Here is a 22,406-nt window from a genome sequence, read left to right as displayed (position 1 = left end):
CAGGCCGGGCAGCGCGCCGGGGTCGTACTGCTTCGCAGCGGTGGCGTCATTCGTCATGACAGGTCGCCTTCCATTCCAGGGTCTCGTCATCGAGTCGTGCGATGGTGCGCCGCAGCCAGTCGGCCTCGGCGGTGCGCATCGCGATCAGGTAGTCCAGGTCGAGCAGGTGCATCTCCGCGGCGTGCCCGAGCGCGCGCGCGTGGCCCGCCCGCATCGCCGCCACGTCGGCGTCGAGGCGCGAGAGCCTGGCCGTGAACAGCGCGCGCACCCGGTCGCGGTCCAGGTTGTGCGCCTCGGAGACCGCGAGCGGGAAGCTCGGGTACTCCTCGGCGGGCTCGGCGATCAGGTCCGCGACCGTGTCCTGCAGCCGCTCCCGGCCCGCCGCGGTGATCGCGTACGTGGTCCGCTCGGGTCGGTTGCCGTCGCGATCGGTGCCGATCTCGGTCACCAGCCCGTCGTCCGCCAGCCGGTTCACGGAGTGGTACAGGGATCCGGCGCGGAGCTTGACCACGAGGTCCTCGCGGCGCTCGGTCATCGTGGTGAACATCTCGTAGGGGTGCATGTCCCGCTCGGTGAGCAGGGCCAGCGCCGCGATCGCCAGCGGGGTCAGTGCCCGTTCCCGTGCCATGCCCCACCTCCGATCGTCGCGCTCGGCGGTCACGCTACCCGCCGATTACTCCACATGGAATATTCGGATCGGAGGAATACGCCCGAAACGGGACGAAACCCTCGCGTGACTCCGCTCACATCAGTGCAGCGTGAGCGTCACCAGCGGGATCGGACGGTCGACGGTCGCCTGGAAGGCCGCGAGGTCGGGGTTGTCCGCGAGCGCCCAGGCGGCGAACTCCGCGTACTCCTCCCCCTCGAGGACGCGGGCCGTCGCGGCGACGGTCCGCGCGCCGATCTCGACGGTGACCTCGGGGTTCTTCCGGGCGTTGTGCCACCACGCGGGGTAGGACTTCTCGATGAAGGAGCTGACGTACAGCTGCTCGCCGCGGTGCAGCGGGCCGAGCGGCACGGTGTGCGGCCGCCCCGATTTCGCGCCGGTCGTGGTGAGTAGGAGGAGCGCCCCGCCCTCGTAGGCGCCGCCGACGACGCCGTCGTTCGCCCGGAACTCGGTGATCACGTTCCGGTTCCAGTCGCCGATGGTCTCCTCGGTCAGCGTGTTCCACGGCATTTCGGGGTCGTCGTAGGAGCCCGGTTCCGGTGTCTTCTCAGTCATACCCACGAGTCTTGCGGGTATTGGTGTCAGTTTCCGTCCGCTATGAGCGCGGAAACGCGCCAGGCCCGCGCGGGCGAGGGCTTCTTCCCGCACGACATCATCCGCGGCGGCAGGTCCTCCGGGGTCACCGTCATCGTCCACGCGCGTCCGTCCGCGTGCCGGACGGTGACGGCGGCACCGTCGACCTCGGTGCGGAGGACGTCGGGCCCGACGGCACCGAGGAGCTCGCGGACCGCGACCTCGGCGGCCTGCTCGGCGGGCGGGATCGACGAGCGGCCGCGGAGCCCGGCGGTGGCGACGACGCCGGCGCGCGCGGCGTCGAGCGCCTCCTTCGCCTCCGCGCCGGTGACCCGGCCGTAGGTGTGGCCGGCGGGCAGCACGATGAGGACGGGCGCGAAGCGGTGCCCGCCGGTGTGCGAGCACTCCCACACCACGGGGTCGGCGTAGCAGCCCGCGAGCGACGCCGCGATCGGCCGCCCGAGCACCGCGCAGCAGACGTCGCGCTTGCCGTTGGTGCAGACGAGGGCGATCGGCCCCGCGGGCTCGCCCGCGCGCGGGTCGTCGAGGGGCAGCGCGGGGATCTCCGCGTAGTCGGCGACGGTGAACATCCGCAGCGCGGTCTCCCCGACCACCGAATTCGCCACGAAGACCCGCATCCGCCCGCGGAAGCCCCCGGCGCGCCCGGGGCGGCGGATCAGCAGCACCCGCAGGCCCCGGGACTCCGCGAACCGCTCGACGGCCTCGCCCACCTCCGGCGCGAAGGTCTCGCCCGAGAACGGATCACGGCCCCACCCGGACTCGTTCTCGATGCACAGCCAGCCGGTCTCGGTGGTCGCGGTACCCGGGAGCGGCTCGTCGGTGAAACTCGAACAACGCTCCGTCATTCCGCCACCGTAGCGGACTACGATGAGCGCGATGATCGCGCGCACTCTGACCACCGTGGGCCGTGTCCTCGCGACCGCGGGCCTGCTCGGCGCACTCGCCGCCCCGGCCGCCGCGACGCCCGGACCCGCACCGTCGCCCACGCCCGGCCCCGCGGCGAAGACGCTGGTGACCGATGCCTGCCCGCACAAGCAGGTCCCGCCGCCCGCCGTCGACGAGTCCGAGGTGCCCGAGCCCGGGCAGCCGAGCCCCACGCCGCTCGCCGTGCCGGACCCGCCCGTCGGAGGCGGGAAGCTCGGCGGGTGCGGCGTCGTCGTGCCCGACGGTGCGCCGCCGGTCCCGCCCGGCATCGATTCCGCCGGCTGGCTCATTGCGGACGTCAGCGACGGCACCGTCATCGCGGCGAAGGATCCGCACGGCCGGTACCGGCCGGCGAGCACGATCAAGGTGCTGCTCGCGCAGGTCGCGCTGCGCGATCTCGACCTCACGACGGTGGTCGAGGGCACCGCCGAGGACGCGGCGCAGGAGGGCAACGGCGCGGGCGTGAACGTCGGCGGCCGCTACACGGTCGAGCAGCTCCTCGAGGGCCTCCTCCTCGCCTCGGGCAACGACGCCGCGCACGCGCTCGCCCGGCAGCTGGGCGGCGTGGACGCGACGCTGCGGAAGATGAACGCGCTGGCGGCGTCGCTCGGCGCGCGCGATACGCGGACCGCGTCCCCGTCGGGGCTCGACGGCCCCGGCATGAGCTCGAGCCCGTACGACATGGCGCTCATCCTGCGTGCGGCCCTGCGGGACGACCGGTTCGTGCGCATCGCGTCGACGAAACAGGTCACCTTCCCCGGGCACCCACCCGTGCCGACCACCGCGCCGTCGACGCCGCCTCCTCCCGGGCAGAGCCCGCCGCCGGCGCCGACGTCCGTGGCGCCGTACCCGATCGTCAACGAGAACCGCCTGCTCACCGACTTCCCCGGCGCGGTGGCCGGCAAGAACGGCTACACCGACGACGCGAAGAAGACCTTCGTCGGCGCGGTCGACCGCGACGGCCACCGCTACGTCGTCGTGCAGATGTTCGGTCTCTCACAGACCGGCAACACGTACTGGGACCAGTACCGGCGGCTCCTCGACTACGGCGTCGCCCTGCGGGGGAAGTCCGTGGGCACGCTGGTCTCCCCCGACGGTGCCGCGAGCCGACCCGAGCGCGCCCACGAGGACCTGGTGGTGGAGAGCGGACCGTCGGGCATGGGCAACGGGACCCGGCTGCTGATCGGCCTCGGCGGGCTCGGCCTCATCGCCGTCCTGGTGGGCGCCGCGATGCGCACCAACCGGGGCAGCTGAGGTGGTGGCCGCGCCCGTCGGCGCCGCCTCGGTCCCGGACAAAGGGCTGCGCTCGAATTCGCTGGGCCTGCTGAGCAACATGGCCATCGGCCTCTCGTCGACGGCCCCGGCGTACAGCCTGGCGGCGACGCTCGGCGGGGTCGTCGGTCACGTGCAGGGCAAGGCGCCCGCGATGTTCGTGGTGGCCTTCCTGCCCATGCTCATGGTGGCCGTCGCGTACAAGGAGCTGGCCGCCGACACCCCCGACGCGGGGACCACGTTCACCTGGGGCAGTAGGGCGTTCGGGCCGTGGATCGGCTGGCTGGGCGGCTGGGGCCTCGCCGTCTCGGCGATCATCTGCCTGGCGAACGTCGCGGAGATCGCCGCCACCTACCTGCTGCGCTTCGTCGGACTGACCTCCCTCGCCGACGACCGCGTCGCGGTGGTGGGGTTCGGGTGCGCACTGATCGTCGCGATGACGTGGGTGTCCTACCGCGGGATCGTCGTCTCCGAGCGGATGCAGAACGTGCTCATGACGATCCAGTTCGCGGTGCTCGGCGTGGCCGCGGTCGCCGCGCTGTGGGCGGTGTACCGCGGCAGTGCGGGACCGCAGGCCGTGCGGCCGAGCTGGGACTGGTTGGACCCGACGGGGCTGAGCGCCTCGCAGATCGCGGCCGCCGTGATCCTGTGCATCTTCCTCTACTGGGGCTGGGACGCCTGCCTCGCCGTGGGCGAGGAGACGAAGGACTCCTCGTCGACGCCCGGCCGGGCAGCGGTGCTCGCGACGGTCGTGCTCATGGGCACGTACGTCCTGGTCGCCGTTGCCGTGCAGGCGTACTCGGGCTTCGGTGAGACGGGCCTCGGGCTGGGCAACTCCGACAACCACGACGACGTGCTCACAGTGCTCGGCCGGCCCGTCGGCGGCGCGGTGCTCGCGGGCCTGCTGGTCCTCACGGTCGCGCTGTCGGCGCTGTCGTCGACCCAGTCGACGGTGCTGCCCACGGCGCGCGGGACCCTTGCAATGGCGATCTACCGGGCGGTGCCGGAGCGCTTCGCGCGGGTGCAGCCGAAGTACCTCACCCCGTCGTTCGGCACCGTCGTGATGGGCGCATCCGCGCTGGCCTTCTACCTCACGCTCGCGCTGCTCAGCCGCAACACCCTGGAGGATTCGATCAGCTCGCTGGGGCTGGCGGTGGCCTTCTACTACGCGATCACGGCGTTCGCGTGCGCCTGGTACTTCCGGCGGACGCTGCGCCGGTCGATGCGGAACCTGGTGCTGCGCCTGATCTTCCCCGTGCTCGGCGGGATCGCCATGATCTGGGCCTTCGTGCAGAGCGCGGTCGACATGATCGCGCCCGACTACGGGCAGACGGTGATCGGCGGGATCGGCGGCGTCTTCGTGATCGGCATCGGCATGCTGGTCCTCGGCGTGCCGCTGATGATCGCGTGCGCCGTGACGCGCCCCGCCTTCTTCCGGGGCCGGACGCTCCCGCGGGCGACCGCGCCCGAGGACGCCTGAGCGGCGCGTCAGCGCTTACGACGCAGCAGCGAACCGAGGCCGAGCCCCGCGACCAGTCCCGCCGCGCCCGCGAGCGCGGTCCTGCCCGCGTCGGCCTCCGAGCGGATGACGGGCGAGATCACCACGGGTTCCGGCGCGGCCGGGATCACGTAGCGCTGGTTCCGCGGGTCCGTGGCCGCCCAGGCGGTGGCGAACAGCACGATCCGCGCGGTGAAGTAGATGAACAGCATGATGCCGAGGATCGGCCCGAACGTGGCGCCGGCGGGGCCCTTCATCGCGTTGCCGATGAGCAGGGTCGCGAGTTGCGTGAGGATCATGAAGGCCACCGCCGCCATGATGCCCGCGCGGGTGGCGTTGCGCCACGGGAACTGCACCCGGGGCAGGCGCGCGATGACGAACGTCCACAGGACCCACAGCGCGAGGAGCGTGACCAGGAGGGTCGCCCCGGAGATGACGAAGTGGAGGCCGGGGACGTCGCCCAGTCCGGCCTTGTCGAGGAGCTTGGCCGTGAGCGGGCTGCTCCCCGCGGCCATCAGCGCGATGCAGGCGACGATCGCGACGAACAGGCCCGCGAGCGCGCCGAGATCCGCCAGCTTGGTCTTGACGAAGTTCTCCTTCGGCACCTCGCTGTCCCACATCTCGGTGAGGCCGGCGCGGACGTTCGCCATCCAGCCGAGACCGGCCCAGAGGCCGCCCGCGAGACCCACGATGCCGACGGTGCTGCGGGACGCGATGGCCTGGTCCACCAGGTCACTGACGGACTTGCGCAGGCTCTCGTCGCTGATGACGGAGTTGATCTGGGTCTTGATCTCCGCGAGCAGCTCCGCGTCGTTGATGAGGATGTAGCCGCCGATGGCGAAGGCCACCATGATCAGTGGGAACAGGGCGAAGACGCTGAAATACGTGATGCCCGCGCCGAAGTAGTCGCCCTTCTTGTCCTGGTACCGCATGGCCGCCGCCATGATGTGGTCGAACCACGGCCATTTGTCGCGGTACTTCTGGAGCATGTCGAGACGTCCTCCTGCAGTTCGCTACTGCACACGGGCTAGGGCGCCAGGAACCCTACCCTGTCGTAGACGTCCGCGAGGGTCCGGGACGCGATCTCGCGCGCCCGCTCGCGGCCGGCGGCCAGCACCTTGTCCAGCTCGGCGCGGTCGTCGAGGTAGCCCTGCACCCGGCCCCGCAGGGGCGTGGCGAAGTCGACGAGGATGTCGGCCACCTGCGTCTTCAGGTCGCCGTAGCCCTTGTCCTCGTAGGCGCGCTCCAGCTCCGGGACCGGAGTGCCGGTGAGCGCCGACTCGATGGTCAGCAGGTTGGAGACGCCGGGCTTGTTCTCGCGGTCGAAGCGGATCTCCCGCTCGGCGTCGGTGACCGCGGACTTGACCCGCTTCGCGATGACCTTGGGATCGTCGAGGATGCTGATCAGTCCGGCGTCGGACTCCGCCGATTTGCTCATCTTGGCGGTGGGGTTCTGCAGGTCGTAGATCTTGGCGGTGTCGGAGACGATGTACGCCTCGGGCACCACGAAGGTCTTCTTGAACCGGGTGTTGAAGCGCTGCGCCAGGTTCCGGGTGAGCTCGAGGTGCTGGCGCTGGTCCTCGCCCACCGGCACGAGTTGCGGCCGGTAGAGCAGGATGTCGGCGGCCATGAGGATCGGGTACGTGAACAGGCCGACCGACGAGCTGTCGGTGCCGTTCTTCGCCGACTTGTCCTTGAACTGTGTCATCCTGCTGGCCTCGCCGAAGCCGGTGATGCAGCTGAGCACCCAGGTGAGTTCCGCGTGCTCGGGGATCTGCGACTGCACGAACATCGTCGAGCGGGCCGGGTCCACGCCGAGCGCCAGCAGCTGCGCCGCGGCGAAGACGGTGCGCTCGCGCAGCGCCTTCGGATCGTGCGGCGTGGTGATGCCGTGCATGTTGGGGATGAAGTAGAAGGTCTCGAACTCGTCCTGCAGCTGCACCCACTGCCGCACTGCGCCCAGGTAGTTGCCGAGGTGGAACGAGTCCGAGGTCGGCTGGATGCCCGACAGCGCGCGCTGCCGCTTCGCGGGGGTGGGGGCGGTTTCCGTCACGAGGAACGAGTCTATCGACCGCGGTTCCGCGGGTCTCCTCAGTATTCGGTCCGACGGTGCCGTCGGCCCGCGATCAGCCGTACTCGACCGTGACCGGGGCGTGGTCGGACCAGCGCAGGTTGTAGGCCTCGGCCCGCTCGACCCGGGCGGACACGGCCCGCTTCGCCAGCGCGTTGTTGGCGATCTGCAGGTCGATGCGCCAGCCGGAGTCGTTGTCGAAGGCCTTGCCCCGCCAGGACCACCAGGCGTACGGCCCGGGCTCGCCCGGGTGCAGCTCGCGCACGACGTCCTTGAAGGCGCGGCCCTCGCCGATGTACTCGCTCATCCAGGCCCGCTCCTCGGGCAGGAAGCCCGAGTTCTTGACGTTGCCCTTCCAGTTCTTGATGTCCAGCTCGGTGTGGCCGATGTTCCAGTCGCCGCACACCAGCACCTCGCGGCGCCGCCGGCCCAGCTTCGCCAGGTAGGCGCCGAACTCCGCGCGGAAGCGGTCCTTCTCGTCCTGCCGCTCGGTCCCCACGTCGCCCGACGGGAGGTACAGCGAGCCGACGGTCAGCCCGTCGAAGTCGGCCTCGAGGTACCGGCCGGTGTGGTCGAACTCCTCGCTGCCGAAGCCGACGCGCACCGCGTCCGCCTCGCGCCGCGACAGCACGGCGACGCCGTTGCGGCCCGCGGTCGAGGACTCCGCGGCCGCGAGGTGCCAGCCCTCCTCGAGGGCGGGCGCGAGCGCCGTGAGCGTCTGCTTGTGGGTGGCGCGCACCTCCTGCAGCGGCACCACCTCCGCCTTCGTCTCGCGGAGCCAGGGCAGCATGCCGAGGTTCTCCTCGGAGCGCTGCTTCACCGCGGCGCGGATGCCGTTGACGTTGATCGACGTGATGATCATGCGAGCGCCTCCACGGTCAGGCCGGCCGCGGCCCAGGCGGAGCGCACCCGCGGCACATCGGCACCGTCGGACACGGACAGCAGCACCTGCACCTCCCGGTCGGCGAGCACCGCGACGAACGTGGCCAGGGAGCCGGCCTCGTCGGCGAGCACCTGCTCGGCCTCGGCGACGCCGAGCACGACCGCCGCCGGACCGCCGAGCCAGTCGAGATCGCCCAAGCTGTCGGCGAGGGCATCCCAGTTGGCACCGAAGTCGAGCGGGAACTGCAGCGCGGCGGAGACCTCGTCGAGCAGCGCGGCCTTGGTGCGCATGCGGCTGCCGCGGGCGACCAGCACCCGTGGGCGCTCGCGGCGCTTGAGGGCGTCCAGGTCGGTGCCGGTCAGCGCGGCGCCGGCGCCGGAGGTGAGGAACTGCGGGAGGGTGCTCATCGGATCCTCGTGAAGGTCTCGTAGTGGTCCAGGGTGTACCAGGCGCCGCCGTCGGCCCCGGTGATGATGCGCTCGGCGTCGCGGCCGCGGCCGGACTTCTTCACGTTGACGTCCCACTCCGTGTACTTCGCGCGCTTGCCCTGCTTATCGGTCGCGGGGAGGCGCTTCTCGAAGTTGCCGAAGTTGCGGCCGCCCTGGGTGCCCGAGCCGTCCTTCGGCGGCCACGTGCCCGCGTCGATCCGGGCGAGCGTCGCGAGCACGCGCGCGGGCACCGCGGAGTTCGACGGTGCCGTGGCGCTCGCGGAGCCCTTCGTGGCGGCGGACGTGATCGCGGGTTTCGCCGTGGCGGACGGCTCGGCGGGCGACTTTCCGCACGCCGCGACCCCGAACACGGTGAGGAGCGCGATCGCGCACAGCGCGACAATCCTTCGCATAGCCCAAGACCCTACCGAGGGGCACCGACAGGTTCCGCGGTCCGCCGCGCGAGCAGCATCCCGATCCCGAAGACCACCAGCCCGGCCAGCGCCAGGGCGCTGCCCGCCAGCGCGGGCGCGGTGTACCCGCCGCCCGCCGCGATGACGGCGCCGCCGAGCAGGGCGCCGAGCGCGTTCGCGATGTTGAGGGCGGAGTGGTTGAGCGTCGCGGCCAGGGTCTGCGCCTCGCCCGCCACGTCCATCAGGCGGGTCTGCAGCGCGGGCACGAGTGCCGAGGCCGTGAGGCCGATGAGGAAGAAGAGCGTGACCGCGGCGAAGGGCTGCGGCGCGAAGACCGAGAAGAGCGCCTGCAGCACGGCGAGCGCGGCCAGTGCGACGGCGATCGACCGGGTCACCGAGCCGTCGGCGGCGCGCCCGCCCACGGCGTTGCCGATCACCATGCCGACGCCGTAGGCCGCCAGGACCGCCGGCACCGAGGCCGCGCTCAGGCCCGAGACAGAGGTCAAGGTGGTGGAGATGTAGGTGTACACGGCGAACATGCCGCCGAAGCCGACGACGCCGGTGAGCAGCGCGAACCACACCTGCGGACGCGCGAGCGCGCCCAGCTCGGTCAGCGGGTTGGTCACGGGGATCTGCACCGACGGCAGGAAGGCCAGTAGCGCCGCCACGGTGACGGCGCCGATCACCACCACGACGCCCATGGCGTACCGCCAGCTCAGGGCGGTGCCCAGCCAGGTCACCACCGGCACGCCGATCACGTTGGCGACCGAGAGCCCCATGAGTACCTGTCCGACGGCGCGACCGCGCTCCGCGGGGCCGGCGAGATGCGCCGCGACCAGCGCGGCCACGCCGAAGAACGCGCCGTGCGGGAGCCCGGCGACGAAGCGCGCCGCCATCAGCGTCCCGTAGGTCGGCGCGAAGACCGAGAGCGCGTTGCCCACGGCGAACGCGATCATCAGGCCGATGAGGAGCACCCGGCGCGGCACCCGCGCGAAGGCCGCCGCGATGAGGGGCGCGCCGACCACCACGCCCAGCGCGTACGCCGAGATCACGTGCCCTGCGACCGGCTCGGTGACCTCGAGATCGGCGGCGATGTCGGGCAGCAGCCCCATCGCGGCGAACTCGGTGGTGCCGATGCCGAAGCCGCCGAGCGCCATGGCGCCGACCGCCAGCCTGGTCCGGGTAGAAGATTCCACGGAACCCTGTAACGCCTCGCCGTCGTCCACGCTTCCCGGCCGCCGCTGTGACCTCGTTCACGGAAATCCGGTCCGTTATGCTGCGAAGAGGTCATGAGTGTCAGCGCGCAGCCCCGGCTTGCTGACCGGCAACCCTCCACCGCGGTGGGGTGCCCCGGGTGATGACCCGGTTTCCCGGCGGCCCCCGCCGGGTGGCAAGCGCGAGGAGAGGGTTCGGTGACCATCAGCACCCGCACAGGCCGGCCCACCGACAGCCTCCCGGGCGACTGGGCCCGGGTTCCCGACGGCGCGCTGCAGTCGGTCGCGCTCGGCCCCCTGGTCCTCGAGTCGGGTGAGGTCCTCGAGAACGTCACGATGACCTTCCAGCGCTGGGGCACCCCCAACGCGGCGCGCGACAACGTGCTCCTGACGCTCCACGCCCTGACGGGCGACTCCCACGTCACCGGCCCGGCGGACGACGACCACCGCTCGGCCGGCTGGTGGGACGGGCTGATCGGCCCCGGCGCCGCCGTCGACACGGACGAATGGTGCGTCGTCTCCGCGAACGTCCTGGGCGGATGCTCGGGTTCGACGGGGCCCGCGTCGATCGCGCCGGACGGTCGCCCGTACGGCTCCCGCTTCCCGGTGATCACGGTCCGCGACCAGGTGGAGGCCGAGGCGGCGCTGCTGCGCGCGTTGGACGTGCACGACATAGCGTCGGTCGTGGGCGGGTCGATGGGCGGCGCTCGGGCCCTCGAGTGGGCTCTGATGTACGGCGACTTCCTCCGCTCGGCGCTGGTCCTCGCCGTGGGCGCCCGCGCGACGGCCGACCAGATCGGCACGCAGACCACGCAGATCGCCGCGATCAAGGCGGATCCGGCCTGGCAGGGCGGCGACTACCACGCCAGCGGCAGGCATCCCGACGCCGGACTCGGCGTCGCGCGCCGGATCGCGCACCTGACCTATCGCACCGAGATCGAGCTGGACAGCCGGTTCGAGAACCTGCCACAGGGCGCCGAGGATCCCCGCGCGGGCGGGCGGTACGCCGTGACGTCCTACCTCGAGCATCAGGCCGAGAAGCTGGTGAACCGATTCGATGCGGGCAGCTACGCGGTGCTGACCGACGTGCTCAACCACCACGACGTGGGCCGCGGTCGCGGCGGCGTCGAGGCCGCCCTGCGCGGCTGCCGCGTCCCGATCGTGGTGGGTGGCATCGATTCCGACCGCCTCTATCCCCTGCGGCTGCAGCGCGAGCTCGCGGAACTGCTGCCCGGCAGCGGTGACCTGGTGGTCGTGCATTCCCGCGACGGGCACGACGGCTTCCTCACCGAGATGGACGCCGTGGCGGCGCTGCTCCGCCGCACTCTGGAGTTCGCCCGCCGCTGACCCTCCGAGCGGGGGTTCCCGTCAGGGAGCCGGCTCGGTGACCGTCGGCGGTGCGACGTCCGTCGACGGCACCGGCGCCACCTCCGCCGAGGACGGATCCGACTGCGCCGCTCCGGTGTTCACCGTATTCGAGCTGGATCCTCCCGCGCCCTGGGCGCCGCCGGCGCCGGTGGCGACGAGGCCGTTGCCCGGCGTGGGCAGCGAAGCGTCCGGGCTGGGCGGGTTCGTGCCCGCGCCCTCGGTCGGCTTTCCGGGCCCCGTGGTCCCGGAGGGGGTGCCGGTCGGGGTGTCGGTCGGGATGGTCGGCAGGATCGTGGTCGGCAGGGTGCCGGTCGGCGAGGTCGGGGGGACCGTCGGCGTCGTCGGGATCGGCGGCCGCGTCGTCGTGGGCACCACGGGCGGCGGCGCGAAGGTGGTCATCGTCGGGGTGACCGCATCGCCGGGGCCCGGCTCGGGCGGCACCGTCGTGGGGACGACCGGCCGCTCCGGCGGCAGTGACGACGTGACGCTGGTGATCCGCGCCTCGGTCGTGGACTCCTCCTCCCCGGAGGTCACCGAGTCCGAGGACGTGGGCACGACCTGCTCGGTGCTGCGAGCGGCCGGGCCGATGATCCCGGTCGCGTACCCCGTGGCCAGCACAGCACCCGTGAGCGCGGCGACCACGAGCAGCGGCAGGATCGCCGCGGTGAGGCGGACGCTGTGCCCGCCCAGGACGCCGATGCCGCTCTCGACCAGCGACGACGGCGCGGCGCCCGCAGCCCGGCGGTCGGCCGCGATCAGCGCGGCACCGGACGCCGTGATGGTCTCGGGCTCGTCGATGAGGAGCGGTTCAAGTCCGGATTCCCGAGCCATTCCGGCGATCGCTTCCCGCACAACGACGTTCATCGCGCCGGAGCCGACGAGCGCCAGGGCCTCGGGAACGGCGGAAGCGGCGGCCACTGCGGTACGCACGAGCGCGGCAACGTCGTCGGTCAGCGCTGCGCCGGCACCGTCGAGCACGACCGCGCGGGTCCGGCGCTCGGCGACGACGGCGCCGTCGCGCACGGTGTACAGGCGGGTCCCGTCGGAGCTGAGATCGACGACGAGCGCCGACTCGTAGCGGGCGATGGAGCCCCGTTCGCCGAGCCCCCGCAGGACGGCGTCGGCGTCGCGGACGATGCCGGCCGCGCGGACGCCGCCGCGCGCGCCCAGGCGAACGGAGAGCAGATCGCGCCGCGAACGGACGGTGACCGCGGACGCATCGACACCGCGCTCCGCGTGGCCGGCGAGGAGGTCGAAGCCCGAGGACAGCAGGTTGCCGCGGCGCCCGAGGCGGTACGGGCCGGGATCGATGGTGCGCGCCTCGCGGCCGACCACGTGGCCGTCCTCGATGTCGAGGAGCACGCAGTGCACGGGTCCGGAGCCGACGGAGGCACCGAAGGACGAGATCCGCATGGCACCTCCGATCGGATCGCTCGACGAACCGTTACCTGCGCACATCGTACCCGATGCCTAAACGTTACATACAAGAATGTAAATTCAGACTTTCGAGTATGTGGGTTGACTACGTACCGAGCGCCTTGATCCCGTACGAGGTGAACAGGATCGCCGCCGCCGCCAGCGCGAGCACCGTCACGTCGAACCACCTGCTCCGCACCCGGAGGAGGCCCTGCCTCCGCTCGGGCAGAGTGGCCCGGAGGATCGCGGCGAGACCCGTGCCCGCCCCGAAGAGGTACAGGCCGCGGCGCCAGTACTCCAGCCCGACCAGGACCATTCCCGCGGTCAGGACTCCGACCACGGCGACGTACCCCGCGTTCGCGATCACCGCGCGCACCACGCGGGCGCGCCGGTACTGCTCGACCGCGGGTTCGGCCACTAGGCCTCGTCCGAACGCGCGAGGTCACGCTCCGCGGCGTCGATCACGTTCCCCAGCAGGAAGGCCCGGGTGAGCGGGCCGACGCCACCGGGGTTCGGCGAGAGGTGACCGGCGACCTCGGCGACGTCGGGGGCGACGTCGCCGCGCAGGCCGTCCTCGGTGCGGCTGACGCCCACGTCGAGCACGGCGGCGCCGGGCTTGACCATGTCGGCGGTGATGAGGCCGGGCACGCCGGCGGCGGCGATCACGATGTCGGCGCGGCGCACCTCCGCGGCCAGATCCCGAGTGCCGGTGTGGCACAGCGTGACCGTGGCGTTCTCGGAGCGCCGGGTGAGCAGGAGGCCGATCGGCCGCCCGACCGTGACGCCGCGCCCGATGACCACGACGTTCGCGCCGTCGAGCGGGACGTCGTAGCGGCGCAGCAGGTGCACGATGCCGTGCGGCGTGCAGGGCAGCGGGCCGTCGGCGCCGAGCACGAGGCGGCCCAGGTTGGTCGGGTGCAGGCCGTCGGCGTCCTTCGCGGGGTCGATCCGCTCGAGGATCGAGTTCTCGTCGATGTGCTTCGGGAGCGGGAGCTGCACGATGTAGCCGGTGCACGCGGGATCCGCGTTGAGCTCGTCGATGACGGCCTCGAGCTCGGCCTGCGAGATCTCCGCCGGCAGATCGCGGCGGATCGACTCGATGCCGACCTTCGCGCAGTCGGCGTGCTTGCCCTTGACGTACGAGTGAGAGCCGGGATCGTCGCCGACCAGCACGGTCCCGAGCCCGGGGACCACCCCGCGGGCCCGCAGCGCGGTCACGCGCTCACGGAAGCTCTCGAAGAGTTCGTCGCGGGTCTTCTTACCGTCCAGTACAAGCGCCGTCACGGCCCACATCCTATCGCCCTGGGATCAGCGCGACGATTTCCACCGGTTCGAGTCGCTTTCGTTCGCGATCCAACAGATACTGAGGCCATGACTCATCAGAATCCCCTCCAGCAGGGCATCCAGCAGAGCGTCAAGTCGACGTGGCAGGCCATCCTCGCGCTGGGCGTGCTGTCCATCGTCCTGGGCGTCATCATCGCGGTGTGGCCCGGACCCACCACCCTGGTCGTGGGCATCCTGTTCGGTGTCTTCCTCCTCCTGACCGGCGCGTTCCAGGTGATCGCCGGCCTGCTCGGCGAGACGCAGCACCGCGTGCTGACCGTGATCAGCGGTGCGCTCGCGCTCGTCCTCGGCGTCTCCTGCTTCCGCGACGACGTCGTCAACTCGGTGGCGATCCTCGGCATCTGGATCGGCGTGAGCTGGATCTTCTCGGGCGTCACCTCGATCGTCATCGGCATCTCCGACAAGCAGCTCCCCAACCGCGTGTGGGTCGTGATCCTCGGCATCATCAGCCTCGCCGGCGGCGCCGTGCTGATCGCGTACCCGTTCTCCGTCGAGGTGCTCGTGCTGGTCGCCGGCATCTGGGCCGTCGCCATCGGCATCGTGCAGGTCATCTCGGCCTTCCAGCTGCGCAGCACCGCCAAGCAGGTGCAGCAGCGCGTCTCCGACCTGGTCGGCTGACGAACCCTCCTCCTCCGAGTGCGGAACACGGGTGACAGGATCGTCACCCGTGTTCCGCATTCTGTTCTTCGAGCCCCGGATCGCCCCCAACACGGGCAACGCGATCCGCATCGCCGCCGTCACCGGATGCGAGCTGCACCTGGTCGAGCCGCTCGGCTTCGATCTCTCCGAGCCCAAGCTGCGGCGCGCCGGGCTGGACTACCACGATCTGGCGCACGTGAGCGTGCACGCCGACCTGGACGCCGCCTGGGCGGCGCTGGAGCCCCGCACCGTCTACGCCTACACGGCGCACGCGACGCGGCACCACCACGAGGTCGCCTACGCCCCCGGCGACGTCCTCCTCTTCGGCCCCGAGCCGACGGGGCTCCCGCCCGAGGTGCTCGCCGACCCGCGCATCACCGAGGCGCTCCGCATCCCCATGCTGGCCGGCCGCCGCTCCCTCAACCTCGCCAACAGCGCCGCGATCGTCGCGTACGAGGCGTGGCGGCAGAACGGCTTCGACGGGGCGCTCTGACGGCGCCGGAACGCCGGCGCCGCACCGCGACTACCCGGTCGGTTCGTTGTAGCCGTTCTGGCTGTTGAGGATCGGGCGCAGCTTCGCGGTCTTCTCCGGCGTCCAGCCGGGCGGCTCCAGGATCGCGGCCCAGGAATCCGCGGCGGCCTTGACGTAACTGTGCCCGTGGCCGTCCGGGACGTTCACGGCCACGGCCATGTCGGCCGAGACCTGCAGGAAGGTCACGATCGGCACCCACGACACCGAGGACAGCACGTCGATCCCGCGCTTCTCGCGCAGCCAGTCCGGCTTGCTGAAGGCGAGGTCGGGCGTCCACCGGCCGATCGGGTCCGAGGCGTGCTGGAGGTAGACCACGCGCGGGCCGTTCCACGGGCCGGACGGCTTCGCGAGATCCTCGGCGCGGGCGGCGAACCGGACGTTGGCGCCCTCCTGGTAGACGGGCAGCCATTCCGGCGAACCCGCGTCGCGCTGCTCGGTCAGCCGCACCCACATCTCGTTGTTGAAGGTGGGCCCGGAGAAGAGGGCACCGTCGGTCCGGGCGAGCAGGTTGTTGAGCGAGAGGAACGGGGCCTCGCCGCCGAAGGAGCCGAGGCTCTCGCCGAAGACGACGAGCTTGGGCCGCTGCCCCTCGGGGAGCGCCTTGACCCGCTTGTCGACGGCCTCGAAGAGCGCCTGCCCGGCGTCGAGGGCGTTCTGCTTGTCGACGAGGAAGGACAGCCAGCTGGGCAGGTACGAGTACTGCATGCTGACGATCGCCGTGTCGCCGTTGTACATGTACTCGAGCGCGCCGGCCTCCGCCTCGTTCACCCAGCCGGTGCCGGTGGTCATCGCGACGGCGACGACCTTGCGCCGCAGGCCGCCGGTCCGCTCCAGCTCCTGCGCGGTCTTCTCCGCGATCGCCTGGTAGCGGTTGGGGTCGTCGGAGTCCACGGACCCGAGGCCAGCGTAGGTGCGGATCGGTTCGATGGCGGGGGCGCCGTTGAAGGCCGTCAGGTGCTCGACCGTCTGCGCGTTCGAGACGAAGACGCGTCCCTGCTTGCCGAGCGACGACCACTCGACGAGGGAGCCCGGGCCGCCCGAACGGAAGGCGCTCGTGGGCGCCGCGCGGTCGGTCCCGCCCTCGCGGTTGACCTTCGAGAAGGTGTTGTTCATCGCGTCCATCGCGCCGCGCACCACGACGCCGTTGATGACGCCGACCGACAGCAGCAGAACGAGGCCGACGGCGACGACCGCGGCGACGCGGGGCGGGCAGTAGCCGCCGAGCTTGCCGGCGATCCACCGCACCAGCGTGCGCACGCCCTTGCCGACCTCGACGAAGACGTAGAGCAGCACGATCGACAGCACGCCGATCTCCAGGTAGTCGACGAAGCGCAGGTACTCGACGTCCATCAGGTCGCGCAGGCGGGTCTGCCAGGAGTCGAAGAACAGGACCATGCCGATCGTCCCGACGACGCCGATGCCGAGGAGCACCCACCACGCCCTGCGGGGGGCGGGCGGCGTGGAGTCCTGGGACCGCATGAACCGGACGAGCCACACACCGAAGACGCCGAACATGTAGCCGAGCGCGCCGGAACCGCCGCTGACAAGGCTCTGGAACAGCGGGCCGCGCGGCAGCAGCGACGGGGTCAGGGAGAGCCAGAGGAACACTAGACCGACCGCGGTACCGGTGAAGGTGTAGCGGTGCGACCACCACTCGCGGATCCGGTCGAGCACTGCGGGTGCGCCGGACTCGCCCTCGCCGGGCTTCGCGACCTCGACGTCGCTCTTGGCGGCGACCTCCGCGCCGGTATCAGCGGTCTCGGTATCGGCCTCGGCAGCCGCGGGCTCGACCTCGTCGTTCATCCGACCTCCCCTGGGGATGCGTGTGTTGGGCGTAATCATGCCCTTTCCGCGTCGGATGCGCGTGCAAAGGTGTACGGAATCGGCTCGGCCCGGTTCTCATCCACCTCGATCGGCCTGCCGAGGTGTGGAAAGGCCCGCTGCGCGCACCGTGGGCGGTCGCATACCTTGCAGCCCGCCCCGATCGGGACGAAGGACTCCGGGTCGTCGAGGGCGAGGCCGCGCGAGTACACCAGCTTGTGGGCGTGCGCGAGGTCGCATCCGAGACCGACCGCGAAATCCCTCCCCTGCCCGAGGTATCCGGCGGCACCGCGGTCGGAGGTCGTGCGCGCCACCCACAGGTACGCGCGACCGTCCGGCATCTGCGCGACCTGGGTGCGGATCCGGCCGGGGGAGGTGAAGGCGTCGTGCACCACCCAGAGCGGGCAGCCCCCGCCGACGCGGGAGAAGTGGAACGCGGTGGCGGACTGTCGCTTCGAGATGTTGCCCGCGCGATCGGTGCGCACCAGGAAGAACGGCACGCCGCGGCGGCCGGGCCGCTGCAGCGTGGAGAGCCGATGGCACACGGTCTCGAAGCCGACCTCGAACCGCGCCCCCAGGAGGTCGACGTCGTACCGCAGCTCCTCGGCCGCGCGCAGGAATCGCTCGTAGGGCAGGACGAGCGCGCCCGCGAAGTAGTTCGCGAGTCCCACCCGCGCCAACTCCCGCGACCGGGTCGGCAGCGTCGTCGCCTCCCCGACGATCCGATCCATCGCCTCGCCCCGGGTGAGGAAGGCGATCTGCGTGGCGATCTGGAAGGCGCGCTGCCCGTGGTCGAGCCGGCGCGCGAGCGTGAGCACGCGGGACTCGGGGTCGTAGTGCCGACGGGGCCCGGACCGGTCCGGCTCACCGTCCCGGATCCGGACGGTGACCCCGTGCTCGTCGCGGAGCAGCCGCGCGAGCTGCAGATCGAGCCCGCCGACGGTGAGGCCCCGGCTCTCGAAGAGACCTTCCGCGGCGTCGTCGAGTTCGGCGATGTGATTGCGGCGGTCGTAGAAGAAGTCGCGCACGTCCTCGTACGGCGTGGCCACCGCACCGCCCGCTCCCGCCGCGACCCCCGAGGACAGCCGCTCGACCTGCTCCGTCGCCCCTCGGAGCCTCCGGTGCATCGCGACCACGGCCCGGGCGACCGCCGGTGACCGCGCCACCAGGTCCTCGACCTCGCCCGCCGTCGCCGCGGCCCCGTCGCCGCCCTCGGCCAGCGCGTCCTGGAGGTCCGCGACGAGGCGGGCGTCGGACTCCGCCGCGAAGAAGCCGACGTCGAGGTCGAACGTGGAGTTCAGTTTGAGCAGCACCGGCACCGAGAGCGGCCGCTGGTCGTTCTCGAGCTGGTTCACGTAGCTGACGGACAGCTTCAGCGCCTTCGCGAGAGCGGTCTGGGTCAAGCCGCGGTCATCCCGCAGCCGCTTGATGCGCGCACCCACGAACAGCTTCTGCATGTCGCGAATGCTACCCCGCGCGATTTCCACAACTTTCGCAGAACGCCGGACTGACCTTGGCACGATTCCACACGTGCAACACATTTCGCGGACCGGCGGCCGTGCATAGCGTGTGAATCACCGATCCCGGCAAGAAGGAGTCCCGACGTGCAGACGCACCCCGTGCGCACCCACCGCTCAGCTGAGAATTTCCCGCGCGAGGAGCACCTCGCCTGGAAGATCGCCCAGGTCGCCACCGACCCCGTCGCCGTGCCGGACGACACCGCCGAGATGGTGATCAACCGGATCATCGACAACGCCGCGGTGGCGGCCGCATCCGTCACGCGCCGTCCCGTCGCCAACGCCCGCGCGCAGGCCGTCTCGCACCCGCACTCCCCCGGCGCGACCGTGTTCGGCGTTCCCGGTCGCTACTCCCCAGAGTGGGCGGCGTGGGCCAACGGCACCGCGGTCCGCGAGTTGGACTTCCACGACACCTTCCTCGCCGCGGAGTACAGCCACCCCGGCGACAACATCCCCCCGATCCTCGCGGCTGCGCAGCACCGCGGCTCGACGGGTGCCGACCTCATCCGCGGCCTCGCCACGGGTTACGAGATCCAGATCGACCTGGTGCGCGCCATCTGCCTGCACGAGCACAAGATCGACCACGTCGCGCACCTCGGCCCCTCCGCCGCCGCCGGCATCGGCACCCTGCTCGGCCTTCCCACCGAGACGATCTACCAGGCGATCGGCCAGGCGCTGCACACCACGACCGCGACCCGGCAGTCGCGCAAGGGCGAGATCTCGAGCTGGAAGGCGTACGCACCGTCGTTCGCCGGCAAGATGGCCGTCGAGGCCGTCGACCGCGCGATGCGCGGCGAGGGCGCACCGTCGCCCATCTGGGAGGGCGAGGACGGCGTGATCGCCCGGCTCCTCGGCGGTCCCGAGGCGGGCTACGCCGTGCCGCTCCCCGGCCCCGGCGAGGCCAAGCGCGCGATCCTCGACTCCTACACCAAGGAGCACTCGGCGGAGTACCAGAGCCAGGCGCCGATCGACCTCGCGCGCCGGATGCGCGAGCGGGTCGGCGATCTCGAGCGGATCGAGAAGATCGTGCTGCACACCAGCCATCACACCCACTACGTGATCGGCACGGGCTCGAACGACCCCCAGAAGTTCGATCCGTACGCCTCCCGCGAGACGCTGGATCACTCGGTGATGTACATCTTCGCCGTCGCGCTGCAGGACGGCGGCTGGCACCACGAGCGGTCGTACGCCCCCGAGCGGGCGCAGCGGCCCGACACCGTCGAACTGTGGAAGAAGATCTCGACGGAGGAGGACCCGGAGTGGACCCGCCGCTACCACTCGACGGACCCTTCCGAGAAGGCCTTCGGCGCCCGCGCCGAGATCACCCTCGCCTCGGGCGAGGTGATCGTCGACGAGCTCGCCCTGGCCGACGCGCACCCGCTCGGCGCCCGGCCCTTCGCGCGCGAGCAGTACATCGAGAAGTTCCGGACCCTCGCCGACGGCGTCGTCGAGAAGGCCGAGCAGGACCGCTTCCTCGAGGCCGCGCAGCGGGCCGGATCGCTCGAGGCCGGCGAGCTCGACCGGCTCACCTTCGCCGCGTCCGACGAGGCGCTCGCCCGCACCCCGGAGCTCGCCCCGGGACTGTTCCGATGAACGGCGAGGAATCCGCCGTGAGCGGCCTGCTCGCGGCGCGGGCCTCGGCGAGCGACAAGCGCAAGGCCTTCCGCGCCGGGCTCTCCTCGGACCGGATCGTCCGGCTTCCCGGCGCTTTCAATCCACTGACGGCGAAGCTGATCCAGGAGATCGGCTTCGAGGGCGTCTACGTCTCGGGCGCCGTGGTGGCCGCCGACCTGGCCCTGCCGGACATCGGTCTCACCACCCTGACCGAGGTCGCGACCCGGGCACAGCAGATCGCCAGGGTCACCGACCTTCCCACGCTCGTGGACGCCGACACCGGTTTCGGCGAGCCGATGAGCGCGGCGCGCACCGTGACGATCCTCGAGGACGCGGGCCTCGCGGGCCTGCACCTGGAGGACCAGGTCAACCCGAAGCGGTGCGGGCATCTCGACGGCAAGGCCGTGGTTCCGGTCGACGAGGCCGTGCGCCGCCTGCGGGCCGCGGTGGCGGCGCGACGTGATCCCGACTTCGTCATCTGCGCCCGGACCGATGCCGCGGGGATCGAGGGCATCGACGTCGCGATCGACCGCGCGAAGGCGTACGCCGACGCAGGCGCCGACCTCGTCTTCACGGAGGCGCTCCACACCGCCGCCGACTTCGAGCGGTTCCGGGCGGCGGTGGACACGCCCCTGCTCGCGAACATGACGGAGTTCGGCAAGTCCGACCTGATCGATGCGGGCACGCTCGAGTCGATCGGCTACGACGCGGTGATCTACCCGGTCACCACACTGCGCCTGGCGATGTTCGCCGCGGAGGAGGGCCTGCGCGAGATCGCCGCGGAGGGCACCCAGTCCGGGCTACTGGACCGAATGCAGCCCCGCAGCCGCCTGTACGAGCTGCTGCAGTACGCGCGGTACAACGATTTCGATTCCGGCATCTTCGATTTCACCCTGTCCAGGAGCCAGTGATGACCAGTCCGACCATCCACAAGGGCCTCGCCGGCGTCGTCGTCGACACGACCGCCGTGTCGAAGGTCGTGCCCGAGACGAACTCCCTCACCTACCGCGGCTACGCCGTCCAGGACCTGGCGGCCCACTGCACCTTCGAGCAGGTCGCGTATCTGCTGTGGAACGGCGAGCTCCCGTCCCCCGAGGAGCGGGTCCGTTTCGAGACGTCGGAACGCGCCGCGCGGGTCGCGGACCGGTCGCTGCTCGAGCTGATCGCTCGGCTCCCCGTCACCTGCCACCCGATGGACGTCGTGCGCACGGCGATCAGCTTCCTCGGCGCGGACGACCCGGACGAATGGGACTGCTCGCCGGAGGCCCTGCAGGCCAAGGGATTGCGCATTCTGGCCGTCCTCCCCACGATCGTCGCGGCGGATCACCGGCGCCGCCACGGCCTCGCTCCGATACCGCCGGAGCCCCACCTCGGGTACGCCGAGAACTTCCTGCACATGTGCTTCGGCGCGACCCCCGAGCCGGAGCTCGTCGCCGCCTTCGAGGTCTCCCTGATCCTCTATGCGGAACACAGCTTCAACGCTTCGACCTTCGCCGCGAGAGTGGTCGCATCCACTCTGTCGGACATGTACAGCGCCGTGACCGCCGCGATCGGCGCTCTCAAGGGGCCGCTCCACGGCGGCGCCAACGAGGCCGTGATGCACGACATGGAGGAGATCGGTGATCCCGCGAACGCCGAGGCATGGATGCGCGGCAAGCTCGACCGTCGGGAGAAGGTGATGGGCTTCGGGCACCGCGTGTACAAGAGCGGGGACTCCCGGGTTCCGACCATGAAGCGGGCCTTCCTCGACATCGCGGCGCGTACCGACGGGGCGAAGTGGGTGCGGATGTACGAGGTCCTCGAGCGGACCATGGACGACGCCACCGGCATCAAGCCCAATCTGGACTTCCCCACCGGCCCCGCGTACCACCTTCTTGGGTTCGACACGGAGGTGTTCACGCCGATCTTCGTGATGTCTCGCATCACGGGCTGGACCGCCCACATCATCGAGCAGGCGTCGGCCAACGCCTTGATTCGTCCGCTGTCCGCGTACGTCGGGGTGCCCCAGCGGAGGCTCAACGTATAAAATATGCCTGACACAAGCCTGGTGGCGTCGGATTCCGCGCGCCCCGCGCGGCCTATGCAGCCCCTTTCGGAAGGCAATAGATCGGATGTTTAAGCCCCCCAACAACACGTCTAGGCGAGATTTTGCACATCCACTCGGCACAACGAGTTCTTCCGGATAGAATTG

The 22,406-nt window shown here is 71.3% G+C and carries 22 protein-coding genes and 1 riboswitch; of the genes, 8 read left to right on the top strand and 14 right to left on the bottom strand.

Translation table 11 applies throughout. The annotated features are described in order from the left end of the window. Positions 1–46: 46 nt before the first annotated feature. The 3 genes from ACM9LD_RS00435 to ACM9LD_RS00425 all read right to left on the bottom strand — a co-directional run bounded on the left by ACM9LD_RS00435 (position 47) and on the right by ACM9LD_RS00425 (position 2,106). Positions 47–628 (bottom strand): PadR family transcriptional regulator, encoded by a 582-nt coding sequence (locus tag ACM9LD_RS00435; RefSeq protein ID WP_415674849.1) that lies wholly within the window; start codon positions 626–628, stop codon positions 47–49. A gap of 120 nt (positions 629–748) precedes the next feature. Then, positions 749–1,222 (bottom strand): nitroreductase/quinone reductase family protein, encoded by a 474-nt coding sequence (locus ACM9LD_RS00430; protein ID WP_415674848.1) that lies wholly within the window; start codon positions 1,220–1,222, stop codon positions 749–751. A 26-nt stretch (positions 1,223–1,248) separates the two neighbouring features. After that, a complete protein-coding gene (locus tag ACM9LD_RS00425; RefSeq protein WP_415674847.1) occupies positions 1,249–2,106 on the bottom strand; it encodes a sucrase ferredoxin in 858 nt (285 codons plus the stop codon). 31 nt (positions 2,107–2,137) lie between these two features. On the opposite strand from ACM9LD_RS00425, the gene ACM9LD_RS00420 reads away from it, so the two are divergent. Then, positions 2,138–3,439, top strand: a complete 1,302-nt coding sequence (locus ACM9LD_RS00420) for a D-alanyl-D-alanine carboxypeptidase family protein (protein ID WP_415674846.1) — start codon at positions 2,138–2,140, stop codon at positions 3,437–3,439. Between the two features lies 1 nt (position 3,440). Beyond that, positions 3,441–4,937 carry an APC family permease gene (locus tag ACM9LD_RS00415; RefSeq protein WP_415674845.1) on the top strand — a complete coding sequence of 499 codons (1,497 nt, stop codon included), beginning with the start codon at positions 3,441–3,443 and terminating at the stop codon, positions 4,935–4,937. An 8-nt stretch (positions 4,938–4,945) separates the two neighbouring features. Here ACM9LD_RS00415 and ACM9LD_RS00410 read toward each other — a convergent pair whose 3' ends face one another. The 6 genes from ACM9LD_RS00410 to ACM9LD_RS00385 form a co-directional block, all read right to left on the bottom strand. Next, positions 4,946–5,944 carry a YhjD/YihY/BrkB family envelope integrity protein gene (locus ACM9LD_RS00410; protein WP_415674844.1) on the bottom strand — a complete coding sequence of 333 codons (999 nt, stop codon included), beginning with the start codon at positions 5,942–5,944 and terminating at the stop codon, positions 4,946–4,948. 38 nt (positions 5,945–5,982) lie between these two features. Continuing rightward, on the bottom strand, positions 5,983–7,008 hold the full coding sequence (trpS, locus tag ACM9LD_RS00405) for a tryptophan--tRNA ligase (RefSeq protein WP_415674843.1): 1,026 nt from the start codon (positions 7,006–7,008) through the stop codon (positions 5,983–5,985). Between the two features lie 73 nt (positions 7,009–7,081). Then, complete coding sequence (locus tag ACM9LD_RS00400) at positions 7,082–7,888, bottom strand: exodeoxyribonuclease III (protein WP_415674842.1); 807 nt, start codon at positions 7,886–7,888, stop codon at positions 7,082–7,084. Then, positions 7,885–8,316: a barstar family protein gene (locus ACM9LD_RS00395; protein WP_415674841.1), complete on the bottom strand. Its 432-nt coding sequence runs from the start codon at positions 8,314–8,316 to the stop codon at positions 7,885–7,887. The genes ACM9LD_RS00400 and ACM9LD_RS00395 overlap by 4 nt, the downstream gene beginning before the upstream one ends. Continuing rightward, a complete protein-coding gene (locus tag ACM9LD_RS00390; protein WP_415674840.1) occupies positions 8,313–8,750 on the bottom strand; it encodes a guanyl-specific ribonuclease in 438 nt (145 codons plus the stop codon). The genes ACM9LD_RS00395 and ACM9LD_RS00390 overlap by 4 nt, the downstream gene beginning before the upstream one ends. 11 nt (positions 8,751–8,761) lie before the next feature. Next, a complete protein-coding gene (locus ACM9LD_RS00385; RefSeq protein ID WP_415675220.1) occupies positions 8,762–9,907 on the bottom strand; it encodes an MFS transporter in 1,146 nt (381 codons plus the stop codon). A 128-nt stretch (positions 9,908–10,035) separates the two neighbouring features. After that, positions 10,036–10,153: riboswitch (SAM riboswitch) on the top strand. Positions 10,154–10,162: 9 nt separating this feature from the next. Here ACM9LD_RS00385 and metX point away from each other — a divergent pair. Further along, positions 10,163–11,311: a homoserine O-acetyltransferase MetX gene (gene metX, locus ACM9LD_RS00380; RefSeq protein ID WP_415674839.1), complete on the top strand. Its 1,149-nt coding sequence runs from the start codon at positions 10,163–10,165 to the stop codon at positions 11,309–11,311. A 21-nt stretch (positions 11,312–11,332) separates the two neighbouring features. On the opposite strand, the gene ACM9LD_RS00375 is transcribed toward metX, so the two are convergent. The 3 genes from ACM9LD_RS00375 to ACM9LD_RS00365 form a co-directional block, all read right to left on the bottom strand. Continuing rightward, positions 11,333–12,745 (bottom strand): hypothetical protein, encoded by a 1,413-nt coding sequence (locus ACM9LD_RS00375; RefSeq protein WP_415674838.1) that lies wholly within the window; start codon positions 12,743–12,745, stop codon positions 11,333–11,335. A 109-nt stretch (positions 12,746–12,854) separates the two neighbouring features. Continuing rightward, positions 12,855–13,166, bottom strand: coding sequence for a DUF3017 domain-containing protein (locus ACM9LD_RS00370; protein WP_415674837.1), 312 nt, complete (start codon positions 13,164–13,166; stop codon positions 12,855–12,857). Continuing rightward, a complete protein-coding gene (locus ACM9LD_RS00365) occupies positions 13,166–14,032 on the bottom strand; it encodes a bifunctional methylenetetrahydrofolate dehydrogenase/methenyltetrahydrofolate cyclohydrolase (protein WP_415674836.1) in 867 nt (288 codons plus the stop codon). Before ACM9LD_RS00365 ends, ACM9LD_RS00370 begins: the two co-directional genes overlap by 1 nt. 87 nt (positions 14,033–14,119) lie before the next feature. Here ACM9LD_RS00365 and ACM9LD_RS00360 point away from each other — a divergent pair, with 87 nt between their 5' ends. Both ACM9LD_RS00360 and ACM9LD_RS00355 read left to right on the top strand, forming a co-directional pair. Continuing rightward, entirely contained in the window at positions 14,120–14,710 is a 591-nt protein-coding gene (locus tag ACM9LD_RS00360; protein ID WP_068522455.1) for an HdeD family acid-resistance protein, read from the top strand. Positions 14,711–14,759: 49 nt separating this feature from the next. Further along, entirely contained in the window at positions 14,760–15,224 is a 465-nt protein-coding gene (locus tag ACM9LD_RS00355) for a tRNA (cytidine(34)-2'-O)-methyltransferase (protein WP_068741610.1), read from the top strand. Positions 15,225–15,254: 30 nt separating this feature from the next. On the opposite strand, the gene ACM9LD_RS00350 is transcribed toward ACM9LD_RS00355, so the two are convergent. Then, positions 15,255–17,066: an alpha/beta hydrolase gene (locus tag ACM9LD_RS00350; protein ID WP_211132110.1), complete on the bottom strand. Its 1,812-nt coding sequence runs from the start codon at positions 17,064–17,066 to the stop codon at positions 15,255–15,257. 35 nt (positions 17,067–17,101) lie between these two features. After that, positions 17,102–18,541 carry a short-chain fatty acyl-CoA regulator family protein gene (locus tag ACM9LD_RS00345; RefSeq protein ID WP_211132111.1) on the bottom strand — a complete coding sequence of 480 codons (1,440 nt, stop codon included), beginning with the start codon at positions 18,539–18,541 and terminating at the stop codon, positions 17,102–17,104. 147 nt (positions 18,542–18,688) lie between these two features. Here ACM9LD_RS00345 and prpD point away from each other — a divergent pair, with 147 nt between their 5' ends. From prpD to ACM9LD_RS00330, 3 genes are read left to right on the top strand one after another with little or no spacing between them, the layout of a single operon-like run. Continuing rightward, the gene (gene prpD / locus ACM9LD_RS00340; protein ID WP_415674835.1) at positions 18,689–20,194 is read left to right on the top strand and encodes a 2-methylcitrate dehydratase PrpD; all 1,506 of its coding nucleotides are present in this window, start codon (positions 18,689–18,691) and stop codon (positions 20,192–20,194) included. 17 nt (positions 20,195–20,211) lie between these two features. Further along, positions 20,212–21,126 (top strand): methylisocitrate lyase, encoded by a 915-nt coding sequence (gene prpB, locus ACM9LD_RS00335; RefSeq protein ID WP_415674834.1) that lies wholly within the window; start codon positions 20,212–20,214, stop codon positions 21,124–21,126. Then, a complete protein-coding gene (locus ACM9LD_RS00330; RefSeq protein ID WP_415674833.1) occupies positions 21,126–22,241 on the top strand; it encodes a bifunctional 2-methylcitrate synthase/citrate synthase in 1,116 nt (371 codons plus the stop codon). The genes prpB and ACM9LD_RS00330 overlap by 1 nt, the downstream gene beginning before the upstream one ends. Positions 22,242–22,406: the final 165 nt, after the last annotated feature.

The sequence above is a fragment of the Tsukamurella hominis genome, assembly GCF_965137015.1.
GTDB lineage: Bacteria > Actinomycetota > Actinomycetes > Mycobacteriales > Mycobacteriaceae > Tsukamurella > Tsukamurella hominis.
Note: the sequence above shows the minus strand (reverse complement) of the source record. Positions and strands in the feature narration are given on the sequence as shown.

Coding starts and splice junctions, on each gene's coding strand:
- ACM9LD_RS00435 (WP_415674849.1), bottom strand. CDS start 628: ATGGCACGGGAACGGGCACTGACCCCGCTGGCGATCGCGGCGCTGGCC.
- ACM9LD_RS00430 (WP_415674848.1), bottom strand. CDS start 1,222: ATGACTGAGAAGACACCGGAACCGGGCTCCTACGACGACCCCGAAATG.
- ACM9LD_RS00425 (WP_415674847.1), bottom strand. CDS start 2,106: ATGACGGAGCGTTGTTCGAGTTTCACCGACGAGCCGCTCCCGGGTACC.
- ACM9LD_RS00420 (WP_415674846.1), top strand. CDS start 2,138: ATGATCGCGCGCACTCTGACCACCGTGGGCCGTGTCCTCGCGACCGCG.
- ACM9LD_RS00410 (WP_415674844.1), bottom strand. CDS start 5,944: ATGCTCCAGAAGTACCGCGACAAATGGCCGTGGTTCGACCACATCATG.
- ACM9LD_RS00400 (WP_415674842.1), bottom strand. CDS start 7,888: ATGATCATCACGTCGATCAACGTCAACGGCATCCGCGCCGCGGTGAAG.
- ACM9LD_RS00395 (WP_415674841.1), bottom strand. CDS start 8,316: ATGAGCACCCTCCCGCAGTTCCTCACCTCCGGCGCCGGCGCCGCGCTG.
- ACM9LD_RS00390 (WP_415674840.1), bottom strand. CDS start 8,750: ATGCGAAGGATTGTCGCGCTGTGCGCGATCGCGCTCCTCACCGTGTTC.
- ACM9LD_RS00385 (WP_415675220.1), bottom strand. CDS start 9,907: ATGGCGCTCGGCGGCTTCGGCATCGGCACCACCGAGTTCGCCGCGATG.
- ACM9LD_RS00375 (WP_415674838.1), bottom strand. CDS start 12,745: ATGCGGATCTCGTCCTTCGGTGCCTCCGTCGGCTCCGGACCCGTGCAC.
- ACM9LD_RS00360 (WP_068522455.1), top strand. CDS start 14,120: ATGACTCATCAGAATCCCCTCCAGCAGGGCATCCAGCAGAGCGTCAAG.
- ACM9LD_RS00350 (WP_211132110.1), bottom strand. CDS start 17,066: ATGAACGACGAGGTCGAGCCCGCGGCTGCCGAGGCCGATACCGAGACC.
- ACM9LD_RS00345 (WP_211132111.1), bottom strand. CDS start 18,541: ATGCAGAAGCTGTTCGTGGGTGCGCGCATCAAGCGGCTGCGGGATGAC.
- ACM9LD_RS00330 (WP_415674833.1), top strand. CDS start 21,126: ATGACCAGTCCGACCATCCACAAGGGCCTCGCCGGCGTCGTCGTCGAC.